Raw genomic sequence first — 16619 nt, forward strand, 5'->3', positions numbered from 1 at the left:
AATGTGACAATATTGAAAACTCGACCTTTTCGCCCATAAATGTGTACAAAAATCAAAATAGTCGATTTCAGCCGAATATGCGCGATTTTTAGCACATATCGGAAATAATCATTAATTTTTTTGTTTTCGTACCTCATTAAATGGGAATTAATGTTATTTATGGTTTTCAATATGCTTTGCTTTTTCTACTCCCTTCTTACTAACATAGACTGTGAAACCGTTATCCCATACATATTTCAGCGAAATTCATCACACATAGAAAGGGGTATATTTGTGAAAAAGAGATGGTCGTTATCTTTTCTTTTTCTCTCTCTGGTCATCCTGCTGACCGGATGTGATTCACCACTGCTCGTGTTGGATCCAAAAGGACCGGTGGCCAAGACCCAATCGGACACCATCCTCTTCTCCATGCTTATTATGGCGGGTGTACTGCTGGTCGTCTATGTCCTGTACATCTACATGCTGACCAAGTACCGGGCGTCGAAGGCGGCGCCGGACTATGAGCCGCCGCATATGGAGGGAAGCAAATGGCTGGAAATTACATGGACGCTGATTCCGGTCATTATCGTCATCATTCTGTCGGTCGTAACGATCCGCACGACGAATGCCGTAGAGACGACACCGGCAGGGTATGAGAATCAAAAGCCGCTTGTCGTTTATGCCGTCTCATCGAACTGGAAGTGGCATTTCAGCTATCCGGAGGAAGGCGTCGAGACCGTGAACTACGTCAACATGCCGACGAACCGGCCAGTCGAATTCCGCCTTTACGCATTCGGACCGATTACAAGCTTCTGGATTCCGCAGCTCGGAGGGCAGAAATACGCCATGAGCGACATGGTGACCAAGCTGCGGCTCGTCGCGGAGCATGAAGGCTCCTTCATGGGCAAGAACTCCAACTTCTCGGGTGAAGGCTTCGCCCACATGGACTTCGAGGCATTGGCGATGTCGCCGGAAGCCTTCGACAAATGGGTGAACGAAGTGAAGACCACCGCTCCGGAACTGACGAGCGAAGAATTCGATACCTTGCTCGCGACAGAGCATGTCGGTCGCAAAAGTTATTCGTCAACCCATCTGGCCTTCAAGCCTGCGCCTGAAGGCGAGCATGCAGGCCATCATCACGGATCGGGCGATGCGACTGCTCCGGAATCAGGCTCGGAGCACGCTCAGCATGGCAACTAGAATCACAGAGAAAGGAGTCGAATTGGTATGAAATGGGACGAATTTTTCGTTACCGGAGAACCAATGATCTACGGCGCGATGGCCAGTATCGTCATCGCTTCGCTCGCCATCGTCATCGGGCTAACCTATTTCAAAAAATGGGGGTACCTGTGGCGCGAATGGCTGACGACCGTCGATCATAAGCGCATTGGCGTCATGTACATAATCGCTGCGCACGTCATGCTGTTCCGCGGAGGCGTCGACGCCCTGCTGATGCGTACGCAGCTCGCGGCTCCAGGCATGAAGTTCCTGGACGCGCAGCATTATAACGAAATTTTTACGACACACGGGGTCATCATGATCCTGTTCATGGCGATGCCATTCATTATCGGCTTAATAAACGTCGTTATCCCGCTTCAGATCGGGGCCCGCGACGTCGCATTTCCCCGCTTAAATGCGGTCAGCTTCTGGCTGTTCTTCTCCGGGGCGATGCTGTTCAACATTTCGTTCGTTATCGGGGGTTCGCCGGACGCCGGCTGGACCGCTTATTTCCCACTCGCGAGCGTGGAATTCAGTCCAACCGTCGGCATGAACTACTACTCTATCGCGCTGCAGATTGCCGGTATCGGTACATTGATGACCGGGGTCAACTTCATCGTGACGATTCTCAAAATGCGCGCGCCTGGCATGACGCTGATGCGCATGCCGATGTTCACGTGGTCGGTTCTCATCACCTGTATCATCATCCTGTTCGCATTCCCGGTTCTGACGGTGGCGCTCGCCTTGATGATGTTCGACCGGATGTTCGGGTCGCAATTCTTCACCATGGCCAATGGCGGCATGGATATGCTGTGGGCCAACCTGTTCTGGGTATGGGGCCATCCGGAGGTCTATATCGTCATCCTGCCTGCGTTCGGGATTTACAGTGAGATTATTTCGACATTCTCGCGCAAAAATTTGTACGGCTATAAATCGATGGTGGTCAGTATGGTTGCCATCTCGCTGCTGTCCTTCATCGTATGGGCGCACCACTTCTATACAATGGGTCATGGTGCGATGGTCAACGGATTTTTCTCCGTCACGACAATGGCGATTGCGGTGCCAACCGGCGTCAAAATATTCAACTGGCTCTTCACATTGCAAAAAGGGAAGATACAGTTTACGACGCCAATGCTGTATACCCTCGCCTTCATTCCGATCTTCACCATCGGGGGCGTAACGGGCGTCATGCTCGCGATGGCGAGCGCCGACTATCAATACCATAATACGATGTTCCTGGTCGCGCACTTCCACTATGTGCTGATTCCGGGCACGGTGTTCGCGGTCATTGCCGGCATGTACTACTGGTTCCCGAAACTTTTCGGCTTCCGTCTGAACGAGCGTCTGGGCAAAATCAGCTTCTGGTTCATTGCAATCTGCTTCAACATCACGTTCTTGCCGCTGTTCTTCCTCGGATTGAACGGCATGACGCGCCGGATGTACACCTACTCGGCCGAGACCGGCTTCGGTCCGCTGAACTTGATCGCCACGATCGGCGCCTTCGGTCTGGCTTTCGGCTTCGCGATTCTCGTGTACAACATTTACTGGAGCGCCCGGTATGCGCCGAGAGACAAGACCGGCGATCCTTGGGATGCGCGCACGCTGGAGTGGAGCACGCATAGTCCAGTGCCGGAATACAACTTCGCTGTCATCCCGAATGTGAAGAGCCTGGACGCGTTCTGGTTCTGGAAAAAGGACAAACAGCCGTTGTATGAAGGAAAAATCGAAGAGATCCATATGCCGAACAACAGCGGGCAACCGTTTATTCTCGGCGTCATCTTCTTCTTCCTGGGCTTCTTCCTCGTCTTCGGTTGGTGGATTCCGGCGATTATCGCCGGCCTAGGTGTGCTGATTATGCTCGCGGTGCGCTCCTTCGAGCGCGATCACGGCCATCACATTCCCGTGAAGACGATTCAGGACACGGAACAACGATTGCGGGGTGAACAAGCATGAAATTAGATAACACGCTGCCGCTTGAATATCGCTCGGAGGAGAACAGCAACCGTATTTTCGGATTCTGGTTGTTCTTAGGGGCAGAGATTGTCCTCTTCTCCACTCTCTTTGCTGTCTATCTGACGTTATGGGATCATACGGGCAGCGGCCCGACGGGGCCGGATATTTTTGAACTGAAGGGCGTCCTAATCGAGACGTTCCTGCTTCTGACCAGCAGCTTCACCTGCGGTCTCGCAATTCACAGCATGCGTCTCGGGCTCAAGAAGCCGACGCTCGTCTTCTTCGGCATCACCCTGCTGCTCGGCCTCGGCTTCCTTGGCGTCGAGATCAGCGAATTCGTGACGTATGTCCATGACGGCGCAACCCTGCAGACGAGCGCCTTCCTGTCCAGCTTGTTCGTGCTGCTGGGCACACACGGCGCGCACGTCACGCTGGGCTTGCTGTGGGGAGCGGGGATCATGATTCAAATTTCGCGCGAGGGCTTCACGCTGGATACGGCGAACAAGTCGTTCATCTTCTCGCTGTACTGGCACTTCCTTGACGTTGTCTGGATCTTCATCTTCAGCTTTGTCTACTTGAAAGGATTGATGTGACATGAAACAGCTGTTCCCGATTCGTCATGTGATGGGATATGTCTTCTCTCTCATCCTTTCTGTCGTCGCGCTGGCCGTCCTCTTCTGGGATATGTCGTTCGCCATGGGAATGACTATCCTGCTCGTCTGTGCAGCTATCCAGGCATCCGTGCAGTTGTTCCTGTTTATGCACGCTACGGAAGACAAGACAACGAGGGCGTCCAACATGACGAATCTCGCCTACGCACTGTTCGTCGGTCTGGTAACCGTCTTCGGTACGCTGTTCACGATGATCTGGGGTTATCAATAAATCGATTCAGCCAGCGGCTGCTTCTGAGGTCAGAGACTTCGGGGCAGCCACTTTTTTGCGCCGGGCGGCAGCTGCAGTTGACTGCCATAAGACGGTTATCGTACAGGGCAGGCGGGATTGGAATATATAATGTGTCCGCGGCCAATCTCGGAGACTCCGTCTTATGCCGGCAGCGGCAAGCTTCGGGAGCGGGTTGTACTTATTACGGGCGGAGACAGCGGCATAGGCCGGGCCGTGGCCATTGCTTGCGCCAAGGAAGGCGCGGCGGGCGCATTCGCTTACTTATTATGAAGAGGTCGATGCGCAGGAGACCTGTGCCCGGATCGAGCAGTTGGGCGGGCGCGTCCTGGCGATGAAAGCTGATCTGCGCACCCGGGCCGCGTGCAGCGCTATCGTGGAGCAGACGCTGCGCTGCTTTGGCCGGCTCGATGTGCTGGTGAATAATATCGGGATGCAATATCCGCAGCAGAGCCTGCTTGATATTACGGAAGAGCAGTTGGAACAGACGTTTCGCACCAATATTTTCTCCTTCTTCTTCATCACGCAGGCAGCGCTGCCTCATCTGAAGCCGGGCAGCTCGATTATCAATACCGCCTCGGGGCATTCGCGTCAACGCCGTCGCTCCTGGCCCGATCTGGACGCCGCTCATTCCATCGAGCTTCTCCGCCGATCGGGTGGCGGTCTTCGGCTCGGATACGCCGATGAAGCGGGCCGGCCAGCCGTTCGAGCTCGCTCCTGCCTACATCTACCTGGCGAGCGACGATTCCCGTTACGTCACTGGCGAGACGATGCACGTGAACGGCGGCGGGTTCATTACCTCCTGACCGGCGGCTCGCTGTCCGGCGGCCGGCCAAGCAGCCGGTTGCCGGCAAAAGCTAGGCCGTCCTCCTTCGCATCACTTGGTAGATGACCTCGGAGAAGACCAGCCCCATCGCGATCGCACCCGAGATCATTGCCGCCTTGACCGCAAGCTGGATCGCGATGTCATATCGATTCTCAACCGCGTGCCGCATCGCGTCATAGGCCATGCCGCCGGGCACAAGCGGGATAATGCCGGAAACATTGAATACAATGATAGGGGTCCGGTACTTCTTTGCGAACACGTGGCTTACCATCGTCACGACGAAGGAGGCGATCAGGGTCGCCGGAATGGCATCGATCGCGACCATCGTACACGATAGGTAGACGAGCCACCCGATTAAGCCGACGAAGCCGCACTGCATGAGATTTTTCCCAGGAACATTGAAAAGAATGCCGAAGGCGGCCGTTGCGAAGAAGCTGACCGCCAGCTGTTCGATGAAGCCCATCCTCATCCTCCTTTTGCTACCCGATGGACAAGACGCATGCGATGCCGGCTCCGATCGCGAAGGCGGTCAGGAAGGCTTCCGCTCCCTTCGAGATGCCAGAGACCAGATGTCCGGCCATCAGATCCCGCACGGCATTCGTAATCAGCAGTCCGGGTACGAGCGGCATGACCGAGCCGATGGTGATTTTGTCCAGGTCGCGCCCCAGCCCATATGTGACGCATAGATAGGATACCGTCCCGATGGCGATCGACGCCAGGAACTCGGCGAAAAACTTGATGCGCACGAGTCCGTGCACATACAGCAGCAGTGAGAAGCCGATGCCGCCCGCCAGCATCGCGGGCACGAGCTCAGGCCAGCCGCCCCGGAACATAATGGCGAAGCAGCCGCTGGATACCGTCGCTGCAGTGATTTGCAACCAAAGCGGATAGACCAGCCGGGACTTATCGATCCGCTGCAGCAAGCGCAGCGCCTCTGCCGCCGGAAGCCCATCGCCGCTAATCCTGCGCGAAATATTGTTCACGAGCGCCACCTTCTTCAGATCGGTCGACCGCTCCCCGATGCGGAACAGCTGCGTCGCCGTCCCGGAGCCGTCAATGGCGAAGATGATGCCGGTCGGCGTCACGAAGCTGTGACTGTTCTCGTATCCGTAAGCAGCGGCAATCCGCATCATCGTGTCCTCCACCCGGTACGTCTCGCCGCCGCACTGGAGCATAATTTTCCCCGCGAGAAGACATACCTGGGTCAATTCGTAGCTTGCACTCGGCTGTGCGCTCATTCCTTCACTCCCCATACTGGCCATCTGCGCTTCCATAGATGAGATGATTTAGACATCGGCGATGTCCATTCGCAGATAGTGTAACCGAGGCCTCCTGGTTTAGTCTAAATAAGGAAAATACACACGAACCGACTGCATTTCGAACTTATGATCCTATCGTCGATTCCTTCCGCTCGGACACCCACGGCTCCTGCTCTTCTTCGGACGGGAGAGCCCTGGTGAAGCGTGCTTCTAATTTCTTGCCGACCCATAGCGAAGCGGCAAGGAACAAGATGACGTAAATGATCTGAGTCGGATGATGAACGAACCGCATGATATCATGTCCAATGTAAGAGACCGCGAACACCATAAGCGCCTTGCCGAGCGTGACCGCAATGAAGAAGGAACGGATGCGCATCCTGGCGATGGCGGCTGCCATATTGATGATAACGAACGGGCCTACCGGAAAAATACTGAGTAGGAAGACATAGCTGAACGCATTGCGCTGCACCCACAGCAAGCTCTTCTTTACCTTGGGCTTTTTCGCGTAGCGTTGAAAATAACGATGTCCGGCAATGGAACGGACGATAAGGAACGTGACCATGCATCCGGCAACTATGCCGAGCCAGGAATAGAAGAACCCGAGCCACAGCCCGTATACGGCGGCATTGACGCCGACAATCACGATCGTGGGCAGCGGGGGAATGAACGACTTCATGAAGGTCAACAGAATACCGGGTAGCGGACCGAACGAGCGGAACTGCTCCAGCAGATTCCTGAGGTTCTCCTCCGTCACGTAAGACATCATATTCGATAATTCCATCTTTTGTATGCACCAACTTCTATTCAGCTTGATGGGAAAGAGACAAGCTATTCGCTTCGCCACTTATCCTCCGCCTTAGCATAGCATAAATATCGGGTCAGGAGGTTGCCGATCCGCCCTGGCATATTGTTCAATAATGGAACAGGGGATCATTATCCAATACCCCGGATGAAGATTCCGCCCATATACAGCAAAATAGCAGATAGCCGAAGCCATCTGCTATAAGTTGCCATGCAGCCCGACCTATAGCGAATGGTATATCAGGACTAAGCTTGCAGGATGAGATGAATCCCGTTCGGATCTACCGTTCGTACCTTGCCCGCTTCTTCCTCAACCGGCGCGTGAAGCTGACGCAAGCGCTCTACAGTCTGCTTCCGCGTCTCCTCATCCGGCAGCACGAGTATGAACCATTTCAAGCCTGCGCTATCTATGTCAGGAGCGGGCGCTCCCGCGCTGTGCCATGTATTCAAGCCAATATGATGATGGTATTTGCCGGACGAGATGAACAACGCTTGCCGGCCGTAACGGGCGACCGGCTCGAAGCCCAGCCCCATACAGTAAAATTCCTCTGTCTTCTCCAGTTCGGATACCTGCAAATGGATGTGGCCGATGATGGTCCCGCTTGGCATCGCCGTCCACGAGCGTCCTGTCGCTTCATGCAGCAGGCTGTCGGCCTGCAGCGCCACGGTCGCCATACCGACCTGGCCGCCCTTCCAGCTCCATGTATCCGGCGAGCGATCAGCATAAATCTCGATGCCGTTGCCTTCTGGATCGGCCAGATAGAGCGCTTCGCTCACATCGTGATCCGACGCTCCCTGGAGAGGGTATCCGATCTGGATGAAGTATTGAAGAATATCGGCCAGCTCGGAGCGGCTCGGGAGCAGGAACGCAATATGGTACAGCCCGGTCTTGCGCAGGTTCCGCGGCTGGATCGAATCCGGCTGCTCCAGCGTGACGAGAGGCGTTATGCCATCCGCTGTCAACACGGTGCTGGTGCAGGATTGTTCGAGCACCTTGAATCCGAGGATATCACAATAGAACAAGAGCGAGCGTTCCAGACTCTCAACGGCCAAAAGGACATGCCCGACATACGTATGCGGGTAACGATGAAAATTCATAGGTTGGGTTCCCCCTTCAGGAACTAGGTTTGTTCATGCGCTTGGCTGGTTGCCGAAGAAAAGACGAGCGACGATGGCATAAGCCGCAGCTCTGGGCAGCCCCAGACTCTCGAAGAATCCGATAGGATTGCCAATGAAACCTAGCATTTCCAACACATTAGTTACTAATTACAAGTAAATATAAATTAGTTTATAAATATCGAATTCTAGAGGTGATGGAACATGAACGCAATATCCTGTGAACGATGCCCCCGCTTCGACAAAGCAATGAGCCTTATGAGCCAGCGGTGGACAGGGCTTATCATCCACCAATTGCTGACAGGACCGCAACGCTTCTGCACGATGGAAGCGGCAATCGCGATTAGCGGAAATTGAAGCTTGGGCCGCACAATGGATCGAGTTATAACCCGGCGTTGCGCAGCGCCTCGCTACCGATAACAACAAAGCCGGATCTCTTTCGTGGGAGACTCCGGCTTTATTCGCCTGCGTACTTATAAATGGCTATGGCTACTGCATCGGTTTCTTCGTAAGCTGCTCCTGCGCGAGACGAATCATCTCCCGCACCATCGTACCGCCAATCCTGCCCCCAACAAGGCCTGCCGACTCCGTCGACAACTCTCCGTTGTCTCCCGGCTGCAGCGGCACGCCCAACATCTTGGCGACCTCATACTTGACGTCGTCCGGCTGGTTCGGATCAACGGCGAAGCCTTCCTGCCGCATCACTTCCGCCTTAAACGCATTGACGCCCTGCTCTGCTCCGTTCACCAACAGCCTTCTTCGATTCCTGCGGGCCATCATCCTGCCTCCTTGCCAGTATTAAGTATAAATCCTTCATACCATGGCCTGGAAGCGGTCAAATTATGTACCTCCCTCCTTAAGCGATCGGTCTCTGTATTTCTGCAGTGTGAGGATATGTCGTTCATTCATCGGTGTGATAGTATAGGAAAAGGGACTACATACCATTGTTGGAGGTGAAGTATCGTGAAAAATGAAATGATTCAACGATTTACAACCTATGCCAAAGTAGATACCCAATCGAATGATAACAGCCAGACATGCCCGTCGACACCGGGGCAATTGGATCTAGCCCGCTTGCTGGCGGAAGAGCTGCACACGCTCGGCATGCAGGAGGTTACCTTGGATGAGAACGGTTATGTCATGGCCACACTGCCGGCCAATACGGACAAGGACGTCCCGACGATCGGGTTCCATTCACCGACGGTTATGGTGGCTTCTACCATCTCATCTCCATCCACGGAGATGTGGAGCGAACCGAACTGCGCTATATCATCCGCGACTTCGACAAGGCCAACTTCGAAGCCCGCAAAGCGAAGCTTGAAGCGATCGTGAAGGAGTTGCAGGGCATCTTCGGAGAAAAAAGCATTATTCTCAATATGAACGACCAATACTACAACATGAAAGATAAAATCGAGCTGGTCAAGCATATTGTCGATATCGCCTATCAGGCGATGAAGCAGGTCGGCATCGAGCCGATCATTACCCCGATCCGGGGCGGCACGGATGGCTCGCAGCTGTCTTATATGGGGCTCCCGACACCGAATATTTTCACCGGCGGAGAGAACTATCACGGCAAGTTCGAGTACGTCTCGGCCGATAATATGGTGAAGGCGACGGAGGTTATTATCGAGATCATCAAGCTGTACGAGCAGCAGGCTGCGGAATAGAGCATGAAAGGGGCATCCCGTCATCCCATTCCGCTTCACCGCAGGCGAGGCTCATATCAACCGCGTCCGGCGTCAGTTGGGCGCGAAAATCGTTCAACACCCGCCTGGCATCCGCTCCGGTCCGATCCGTCTTGTTGATGAAAAAGAAGACCGGCACCCGGGCCTGTCCAGCAGCTGCCAGACCGTCTCTGTATGGCCCTGCACGCCCTCCACCGCGCTGACAACGACAATGGAATGGCAGCATCCATCGCCTGGATGGCCCGCTCCATCTCGGCGGGGAAGTCGACGTGCCCAGGGTATCAATCAAAGTGTAGGTACTGCAATTGTATGTCATCACCGCCTGATCGGCGAAGATTGTAATGCCCCGTTCCTTCTCGATCTCATGGCTGTCCATGTAGGCGTCCCGGTTGTCGACCCGTCCTCGGCTCCGAATGCTGTAGGTATGGTACAGCAGTTGCTTGGCCAGCGTCGTCTTCCCTGCGGGAACCGGCCAAGCGTGCGCGCTTAAAGTTTCTGCAGAAGGATAGCTTCAAGGAGATCTCCTACACTGATATTATTGAGTTCTTCGGCAATCCGGTCCGCCTTTGTTTTTTTGCGAATGGAGCCTTCGAGCACAATTTCAATTCTTTGATTTTTGTCGATCAAGACAGAAGTAACCTCAAGTGCATTGGCTAATAGACCGACGACCACTGCAATCTGCTGCGGCGTCAGCTTCGATTGAGGGGTTTTTCTTTTGCTGTTTTTCTTGCTGCCGCCGCTAACTCCATTTCCGTTCTTTGCCATGGCCGTCACCATCCGATCAGACTATAATCGTCTCCGCAGGCCCCCCGCCTTCCTCGGCTCCGATTCCAATGATGAAGGAAGTAATGATTACGATGACTACGATTAAAGTAAGTATTCTTGTGTTGTCCTCTTCGCCCATACTAACCCACCTATTCCATAATTCTTTTTACTTCATCATATGACGATACCGCTCCCGCGTACCGGGTATCCGGCAATTTAGCGAGTTCGTCCGTGGGCTGACCGCTGGACGGCCAAGCATGATTGCACGATCGTCTCGCCGCCGATTCCATTCTAGAAGAAGAGAGGCCCGCATTCCGCTGCGGGTCTCCCTGTTTGTCCGGCTCTCTCCGGTGGATAGCCGTCGTCCATTAACGGTTGAGCACAATGCTGTATTTCCGTTCCAGGTACTTATGTATCCGTTGAAAATCGGCTTGCGTCAATTGCTTTAGCCGCTTATACTTCAGCTCTTTCCCTAAAATAATCCCGATCGTCTCGGCGGCCAGCGCGGTGTTCGGCATAATCCGGGCCGTGCCGTACGCTTTGATCGTCGCCCCGACATTTTTACCAACGACGAGCACGTTCTCATAGTTCCTCAATTCGAAGGAGCGCAGCGGCAAGCCATACCGATTCGGCTTGCCGAAGCCGATTCCTTTTGGAATGGCCCGAACCGCCTGCAGATCGACCGAGTAGCCGCCGATGCTGACATTGTCCCAGAACATTTTGCCTGACATTACGTCCGAATAGTCCAAAATATAGTCGGTCTCGAAGCGGTTGTAATCCCGAATATATAAATAATCGGGAAACCCGTTCAATTCGGCGTTCTTATATCCGGGAATATACTTTTGCAAAAATTTCAGAATATGCGGCGCCTCGGCCTTCCCCTTCTCGACCGCCAATCGGACCGATTCCGGATTCGCCGGATCGACGTTGAAGATGAGCAGTGCGTTCATAATCACTTGACCATTCCGCTGGTAGGTGGAATTGATGCCGCGAAAAACGAGCTGATCATCCTTCGGCTTGTATTGGAAGGTCAGATTGCTGAAGCCCGTCGCCGAGTTCCAATCGACATATGTATTCGGACCATACTTCTTCTGCACGTTGGTCAGCGGGTAATCGAGTAGCACCTTCTGGTGCAGTTCATTCCAATCCACATTTTTGAACCTCAGCATAAGGGTAGCGGCCATATGATCCGGCTTTTTGCCGTTATAGATGCTCTCCATGCCGGGAATCCGCTTGACGCCCAGCTTGCTCGTCAAGGCGTTAAAATCGGTATTTTCAACGAAGTATTCCGCTTCCGCCTTATACTGCTTGCCGTCCTTCGTCCGGTATGTCAGCGACTGAAGCGCCTTCTCCTTCCCCCGGGGGCCGACCTCTACCGCTTCGATGCGGATGCTGTTTTGAATCGGAATATTTTGAATGGCCGATTGGAAATAGCGGTTGAATTCTTCTTCCTTGCGAATGGTGCCTGCGTTATAGCCATTGAATAACCTCCGAATCTCGCCCTGCACGAGGCTTTGCTTCTGATTGTCATTCGGCTGGTCGATCACGAGCATCTGACCTTGAATCAGTTCGCCTCCTGGCTTGCTGCGCGGATCGAGGATCATCACCTTCAGCCCAAGATCGCGGGCGGCCTTGGCCAGGAGCACCCCCTGAATCTCACTGCCGATGACGACAATATCGTAACGGGCGCACCCAGTTCCGCAGGAAGACTTGGCCGGGGCAGCATCCGCCCCCGAAGGAAGGATGGATGCGCCGACGAGTACGGCGGCGAACAACAACATCATGTACCGGATGATGATAGAACGGTTCTGTGACGGTTTCATTTTCGTGTACGTTACTCCCTCTACCAAAAATTTTTATAGTTCTTTCATTCTTCTCCTTCTATAGAGGCTTTCATCAATGTTCTACGGGTGAGTGTGTGATTCAATTATATTTTCCAATAAAAGGTTGTTATTATTCATAGTAACCTTCTGTCATGATGAACGTCAAGCTGTAAGGTGACAGTTAATGAAGCTTTTTTTTGGGGGGAATTGCAGCGAACAAAAGTACCCGTATTAGTGGAGATGCAACATACACTGCCTGCGGTAAAAAACGACGGAGGACCTTCTACAGCTAGCAAAGCTTTGGGATCGCTTGCATGAATTCACGCCAGCTGAAGGCCCCCCTGGATTGACAATGGTAGTACAATAAAGAGTGGCATAATTATTATTTTATTTCATAGATCGTTGATAGGGGATTCTAATAAGATTGAAGGGGTATACAGATGAAATTCAGGCTAGACAAAGTGTTCGACCAATATTGGAGCCCTTATGCCGCCATGGGCATTGCCGGCATCCTCAGTGCGGTGTACTTCGGCATCACCGGAACCGTATGGGCGGTAACCGGGGAATTTACCCGTCTAGGCGGCCACATCCTGCAGATGCTCGGCGTCGATATTTCCGATTGGGCTTACTTTCATCTGATTCATATGGACGGAACGACAGGGAGCCGGACGGATGGTTGGATCGTATGGGGCATGTTCATTGGGGCTTTGATTATGATTTTGTTCAGCAATAATTTCAAAATACGCGCTCCGCGGCAGAAGCGACGCTTCGTCCAGGGGCTAATCGGCGGCATCATTGCAGGCGTAGGGGCACGGCTGGCGCTAGGCTGCAACCTGGCGGCCTTCTTCACTGGCGTCCCCCAGTTCTCGCTCCATTCCTGGATCTTTATCGTGGCGACGGCGGCAGGGACGTATCTCGGCACGAAGGTCGTCAACACTGCCTGGTGGAAGGGCAAGCCTGCCCTGAAGCGCGGCGGAACGGCTGCGCGTCCTGCGAAGGCCCGCAAGATTCAGCCGTATGTTGGCGGCCTGATTGCGCTGCTGTATGCAGGGCTGATCGTATATTTCTTCCTCTCCGGCCGCACGATGCTGGGCGTGGCCGCAATATTCGGCGCCGCCTTCGGCATTCTGATCGAGAGAGGGCAGATCTGCTTCACATCGGCCTTCCGCGATCTGTGGATTAGCGGCCGTGCGACGATGACGAAGGCGATCACGGCCGGCATGGCCGTTAGTTCCGTGGCGACGCTTATCATCATTCTCGTGTACGGCATGGAGCCGATCACGAAGATTGCCGCGCCGAGTACCCTCGTCGGCGGTGTCCTGTTCGGCCTCGGCATCGTCATGGCCGGCGGCTGCGAGACCGGCATGATGTACCGTCTTATGGAAGGACAGGTCGTCTTCCTACCGGTATTTATTGGCAATATCATCGGAGCGACCGGACTGGCCTATGCCTGGGATCATCTCGGCGTATACAACCTGTTCGTGAAGAGCGGTTCGCCGATCAATTTGATTGCCGCTATAGGGCCTGCCGGCGCGCTTATCGCGACGCTGCTTCTGCTGGGCATCGGCTTCATCATCGCCATGTATTGGCAGAAAAACTACCGCTTCGGCGTCGGATTCAATTACAAGAAAGGAGCCTGAAGGATGACTGTCGATTTCACGTTGGATCTGCGAGGAGAACCATGCCCATATCCGGTAATCTACACACTGGAGACGTTGCAAGGGATGAAGAAAGGCCAACGGCTTCAAGTGATCGCTGACTGTCCGGCTGCCTTCCGCAATGTGCCGGAAGAGGTCGTCAAGCACGGTTATACGATGGCGCAGGAGCCTGAGCGGAACGGTCAAGAGTTCACGTTCTATATTACTGCTTAATTGAAAAATGGAGAGCCCGGCTTGCGGAGAGTAGAGCCGGGCTCTTTTGTACGAAAATGACTCCTTATATGACAGCCAATAAACTCCGCCTTTCGGAGCTCGGAGCAATTCGAGCACAGTACCCTTTACCGCCTTGCAACCCAGAACGACGGAAGGGTTATGAATCTAGCAACTAAGCCTTTACCCACCCAGTAGAGCGAAGAGCCCAATTTTTTTATTCTTTTCGTTCTCTGTCCTGCATAGATTGGATAACCTCCCCGGCTTCTCCCAAGCGATCACGGCTTGCTACCCGAAGACCGAGATTCAGAAATGCATCATTCACCAAATCCGCAATTCGACGTGCTACGTGTCCTACAAGGATCTCAAGAAAGTAACGGTAGACCTGAAGCCCATCTACAAGGCCGCAACAGAAGAAATGGCCCTTGTGGGGAGCTTGAGTGCTTTGAAGAGACGTGGGGCCCAAAATATCCGCTGATTATCCGTTCGTGGCGTACCAACTGGGATGAACTCGCTACGTTCTTCAAGTATCCGCCAGAGATCCGCAAGCTCATCTACACGACAAACATGATCGAAAGCTACCATCGCCAGCTACGAAAAGTGACCAAGGGCAAAAGCATCTTCCCGACGGACGAGGCATTGCTAAAGATGCTATACCTCGTCACTATGGATGTCACTCGCAAATGGACGGGCGCGTGCAAAACTGGGGCCAAATGCTGCTGCAGCTCTCCGTTTTCTTTCCAGAGCGCATCGGCCAGCGTCTGCCGTGATGGTGAAGCCCCCCCAAGGGGCGAATTGCCCCTTAGCATAAATGCTGTCCGACCGATCCGGGAAGAACACGGAGAGCTGGAGGAGCATTTGACCCCAGCGGGATACTTGACAATGGTGGCAGCTTGCTTCCTCGGAGCGGCAGCAGGAGTCGGGATGGTGTTCGGGATCGGCGCCCTGGCCAGGGGAGGCTTCTCCCCGCTGCGGATGGTGCTGGCCGGCGCGGCCGTCTCCGCGCTGCTGTATGCCTTCGCCGAAGGAGTGGCCCTTTATTTTAACATATCGAAGGATGTGTCGATGTGGACCGTCGGCGGCTTGATCGGCATGTCCTGGATACAGATGCGAGCGGTTGGTCCGTTCCTTGCCCTTGGCATTGTCATTGCCCTGCTGCTGGCCAGACAGCTTACCATACTCAGCTTAAATAAGGAGGTGGCGGTCGGACTGGGGCAGAAGACGAACCGCATCAAGGCGATCCTGTTCGCTGTCATCGTATTGCTCGCCGGAGCGTCTGTCGCTCTGGTCGGCAATCTGACCTTCATCGGTCTGATGATCCCGCATATCGCCCGCGCCGCCGCTGGGACCGATTACCGTTATGTGCTGCCGATGTCGGCCATTATGGGCGCTTCATTCATGCTGCTCGCCGACACGTTGGGGCGAACCATCCATGCGCCGTATGAGACGCCGGTCGCGGCGATTATCGCCATCGTCGGCCTGCCCTTCTTCCTGTTCATCGTGCATAAGGGAGGGAAGGCATTCTCATGATCGAACCCGCTCTGCGTCTTAGACAGCGCCTTATCGTATCGAGCCTGCTGGCTCTTATCGTCATTACGATCGTTATCGGCATGGGAATGGGCTACGCCTCGTTGTCCTACGACAGATTGATCCCGACGATTCTCGGACAAGGCAGCTTCAAGGAGGAGTTTGTCTTATTTTCCGTTCGCCTGCCGCGCATTCTCATCACGCTGCTGGCCGGGATGGGTCTGGCGCTGTCCGGCGCGATACTGCAAGGCACGGCAAGGCTTGCAGCCGATTCGGATCGTCCTGACCGGGGTCGGCTTCTCCATGGCGCTGTCCGGGGTAATGATCGTCCTGATCTCCTCGGCGGAGCGCACTAAGGTGGACTTTATCGCCAAATGGCTCGCGGGAAACCTATGGGGAACGGACTGGCCGTTCATCGGGGCGCTTCTCCCCTGGCTGCTCGTCTTAATTCCGTTCACGCTGTACAAGGCCAACCGCCTGAATGTGCTTGCGCTTAGCGAGCCTGTCGCCATCGGGCTCGGCATGCCGCTGAACCAAGAGCGGCTCGTCCTGCTGTTCGCTGCGGTCGCGCTGGCCGCGTCTGCCGTCTCCGTCACTGGCGGCATCGCCTTCATCGGTCTGATGGCGCCTCATATCGCCAAAGCGATGGTCGGCCCGCGGCATCAGCTCTTCCTCCCCGTCGCCATTCTGATGGGCGGCTGGCTGCTTCTGGTTGCCGATACCGTCGGCCGCCAGCTGGCGGATCCCGACGGTATCGCCGCAGGGATCATGGTCGCCTTTATCGGCGCGCCATACTTTATCTATTTGCTGCTGAAGAAATAAATGCTTACCCCAAAAATCCCTTGAGTTCGGATGCTCAAGGGATTTTCGGCATGTGAGGGCGAGATTGTTCGTGCGGA

Annotated in this window: 15 protein-coding genes and 6 pseudogenes; 12 read left to right on the plus strand and 9 right to left on the minus strand. The window is 54.4% G+C overall.

What is annotated here, in order from left to right:
* Positions 1–273 precede the first annotated feature (273 nt).
* The 5 genes and pseudogenes from qoxA (at position 274) to PPOP_RS06755 (ending at position 4856) form a co-directional block, all read left to right on the plus strand.
* Positions 274–1179, plus strand: a complete 906-nt coding sequence (gene qoxA / locus PPOP_RS06735) for a cytochrome aa3 quinol oxidase subunit II (RefSeq protein ID WP_042227701.1) — start codon at positions 274–276, stop codon at positions 1177–1179.
* Positions 1180–1206: 27 nt separating this feature from the next.
* On the plus strand, positions 1207–3150 hold the full coding sequence (gene qoxB, locus PPOP_RS06740) for a cytochrome aa3 quinol oxidase subunit I (RefSeq protein ID WP_006285391.1): 1944 nt from the start codon (positions 1207–1209) through the stop codon (positions 3148–3150).
* Entirely contained in the window at positions 3147–3743 is a 597-nt protein-coding gene (gene qoxC / locus PPOP_RS06745; RefSeq protein WP_006285392.1) for a cytochrome aa3 quinol oxidase subunit III, read from the plus strand. Before qoxB ends, qoxC begins: the two co-directional genes overlap by 4 nt.
* Position 3744: 1 nt before the next feature.
* Positions 3745–4032 (plus strand): cytochrome aa3 quinol oxidase subunit IV, encoded by a 288-nt coding sequence (qoxD, locus tag PPOP_RS06750; protein ID WP_006285393.1) that lies wholly within the window; start codon positions 3745–3747, stop codon positions 4030–4032.
* A 117-nt stretch (positions 4033–4149) separates the two neighbouring features.
* A pseudogene (locus tag PPOP_RS06755) lies at positions 4150–4856 on the plus strand (SDR family oxidoreductase).
* Positions 4857–4907: 51 nt separating this feature from the next.
* On the opposite strand, the gene PPOP_RS06760 reads toward PPOP_RS06755, so the two are convergent.
* The 4 genes from PPOP_RS06760 to PPOP_RS06775 form a co-directional block, all read right to left on the minus strand.
* Positions 4908–5339 carry a threonine/serine exporter family protein gene (locus PPOP_RS06760; protein WP_006285395.1) on the minus strand — a complete coding sequence of 144 codons (432 nt, stop codon included), beginning with the start codon at positions 5337–5339 and terminating at the stop codon, positions 4908–4910.
* Between the two features lie 16 nt (positions 5340–5355).
* The gene (locus PPOP_RS06765) at positions 5356–6114 is read right to left on the minus strand and encodes a threonine/serine exporter family protein (RefSeq protein WP_042227703.1); all 759 of its coding nucleotides are present in this window, start codon (positions 6112–6114) and stop codon (positions 5356–5358) included.
* A gap of 145 nt (positions 6115–6259) precedes the next feature.
* Positions 6260–6916: a TVP38/TMEM64 family protein gene (locus PPOP_RS06770; RefSeq protein ID WP_006285397.1), complete on the minus strand. Its 657-nt coding sequence runs from the start codon at positions 6914–6916 to the stop codon at positions 6260–6262.
* A 266-nt stretch (positions 6917–7182) separates the two neighbouring features.
* The gene (locus tag PPOP_RS06775; RefSeq protein WP_006285398.1) at positions 7183–8034 is read right to left on the minus strand and encodes a VOC family protein; all 852 of its coding nucleotides are present in this window, start codon (positions 8032–8034) and stop codon (positions 7183–7185) included.
* Between the two features lie 222 nt (positions 8035–8256).
* Here PPOP_RS06775 and PPOP_RS20170 point away from each other — a divergent pair.
* Positions 8257–8403 (plus strand): annotated as a pseudogene (locus PPOP_RS20170) (winged helix-turn-helix transcriptional regulator); the annotation flags it as partial.
* A gap of 138 nt (positions 8404–8541) precedes the next feature.
* Here the strand turns inward: PPOP_RS20170 and PPOP_RS06780 are convergent.
* On the minus strand, positions 8542–8829 hold the full coding sequence (locus tag PPOP_RS06780; protein ID WP_042227705.1) for an alpha/beta-type small acid-soluble spore protein: 288 nt from the start codon (positions 8827–8829) through the stop codon (positions 8542–8544).
* A gap of 186 nt (positions 8830–9015) precedes the next feature.
* Between PPOP_RS06780 and PPOP_RS20175 the strand changes: the two are divergent.
* Positions 9016–9719: pseudogene (locus tag PPOP_RS20175) on the plus strand (M20/M25/M40 family metallo-hydrolase).
* Between the two features lie 49 nt (positions 9720–9768).
* Here the strand turns inward: PPOP_RS20175 and PPOP_RS20180 are convergent.
* The 4 genes and pseudogenes from PPOP_RS20180 to PPOP_RS06795 all read right to left on the minus strand — a co-directional run.
* Positions 9769–10185: pseudogene (locus tag PPOP_RS20180) on the minus strand (GTP-binding protein); the annotation flags it as partial.
* A gap of 38 nt (positions 10186–10223) precedes the next feature.
* A complete protein-coding gene (locus tag PPOP_RS06790) occupies positions 10224–10502 on the minus strand; it encodes a hypothetical protein (protein ID WP_042227721.1) in 279 nt (92 codons plus the stop codon).
* 16 nt (positions 10503–10518) lie between these two features.
* A complete protein-coding gene (locus PPOP_RS25065; protein WP_267879060.1) occupies positions 10519–10641 on the minus strand; it encodes a hypothetical protein in 123 nt (40 codons plus the stop codon).
* A gap of 229 nt (positions 10642–10870) precedes the next feature.
* Positions 10871–12325, minus strand: a complete 1455-nt coding sequence (locus tag PPOP_RS06795) for an FAD-dependent oxidoreductase (protein WP_042227707.1) — start codon at positions 12323–12325, stop codon at positions 10871–10873.
* Between the two features lie 440 nt (positions 12326–12765).
* Here PPOP_RS06795 and yedE point away from each other — a divergent pair, with 440 nt between their 5' ends.
* The 5 genes and pseudogenes from yedE (at position 12766) to PPOP_RS06820 (ending at position 16542) form a co-directional block, all read left to right on the plus strand.
* Complete coding sequence (yedE, locus tag PPOP_RS06800) at positions 12766–13965, plus strand: selenium metabolism membrane protein YedE/FdhT (RefSeq protein WP_006285403.1); 1200 nt, start codon at positions 12766–12768, stop codon at positions 13963–13965.
* Between the two features lie 3 nt (positions 13966–13968).
* Positions 13969–14196 (plus strand): sulfurtransferase-like selenium metabolism protein YedF, encoded by a 228-nt coding sequence (gene yedF, locus PPOP_RS06805; protein ID WP_006285404.1) that lies wholly within the window; start codon positions 13969–13971, stop codon positions 14194–14196.
* Positions 14197–14440: 244 nt separating this feature from the next.
* Positions 14441–14963, plus strand: a pseudogene (locus tag PPOP_RS25790) (IS256 family transposase); the annotation flags it as partial.
* Positions 14964–14988: 25 nt separating this feature from the next.
* Positions 14989–15723, plus strand: a complete 735-nt coding sequence (locus PPOP_RS25795; protein ID WP_422730618.1) for a FecCD family ABC transporter permease — start codon at positions 14989–14991, stop codon at positions 15721–15723.
* Positions 15720–16542, plus strand: a pseudogene (locus tag PPOP_RS06820) (FecCD family ABC transporter permease). Before PPOP_RS25795 ends, PPOP_RS06820 begins: the two are co-directional and overlap by 4 nt.
* Positions 16543–16619 lie beyond the last annotated feature (77 nt).

Source organism: Paenibacillus popilliae ATCC 14706 (genome assembly GCF_000315235.1).
In the GTDB taxonomy this organism is placed as follows: Bacteria; Bacillota; Bacilli; order Paenibacillales; family Paenibacillaceae; genus Paenibacillus_B; species Paenibacillus_B popilliae.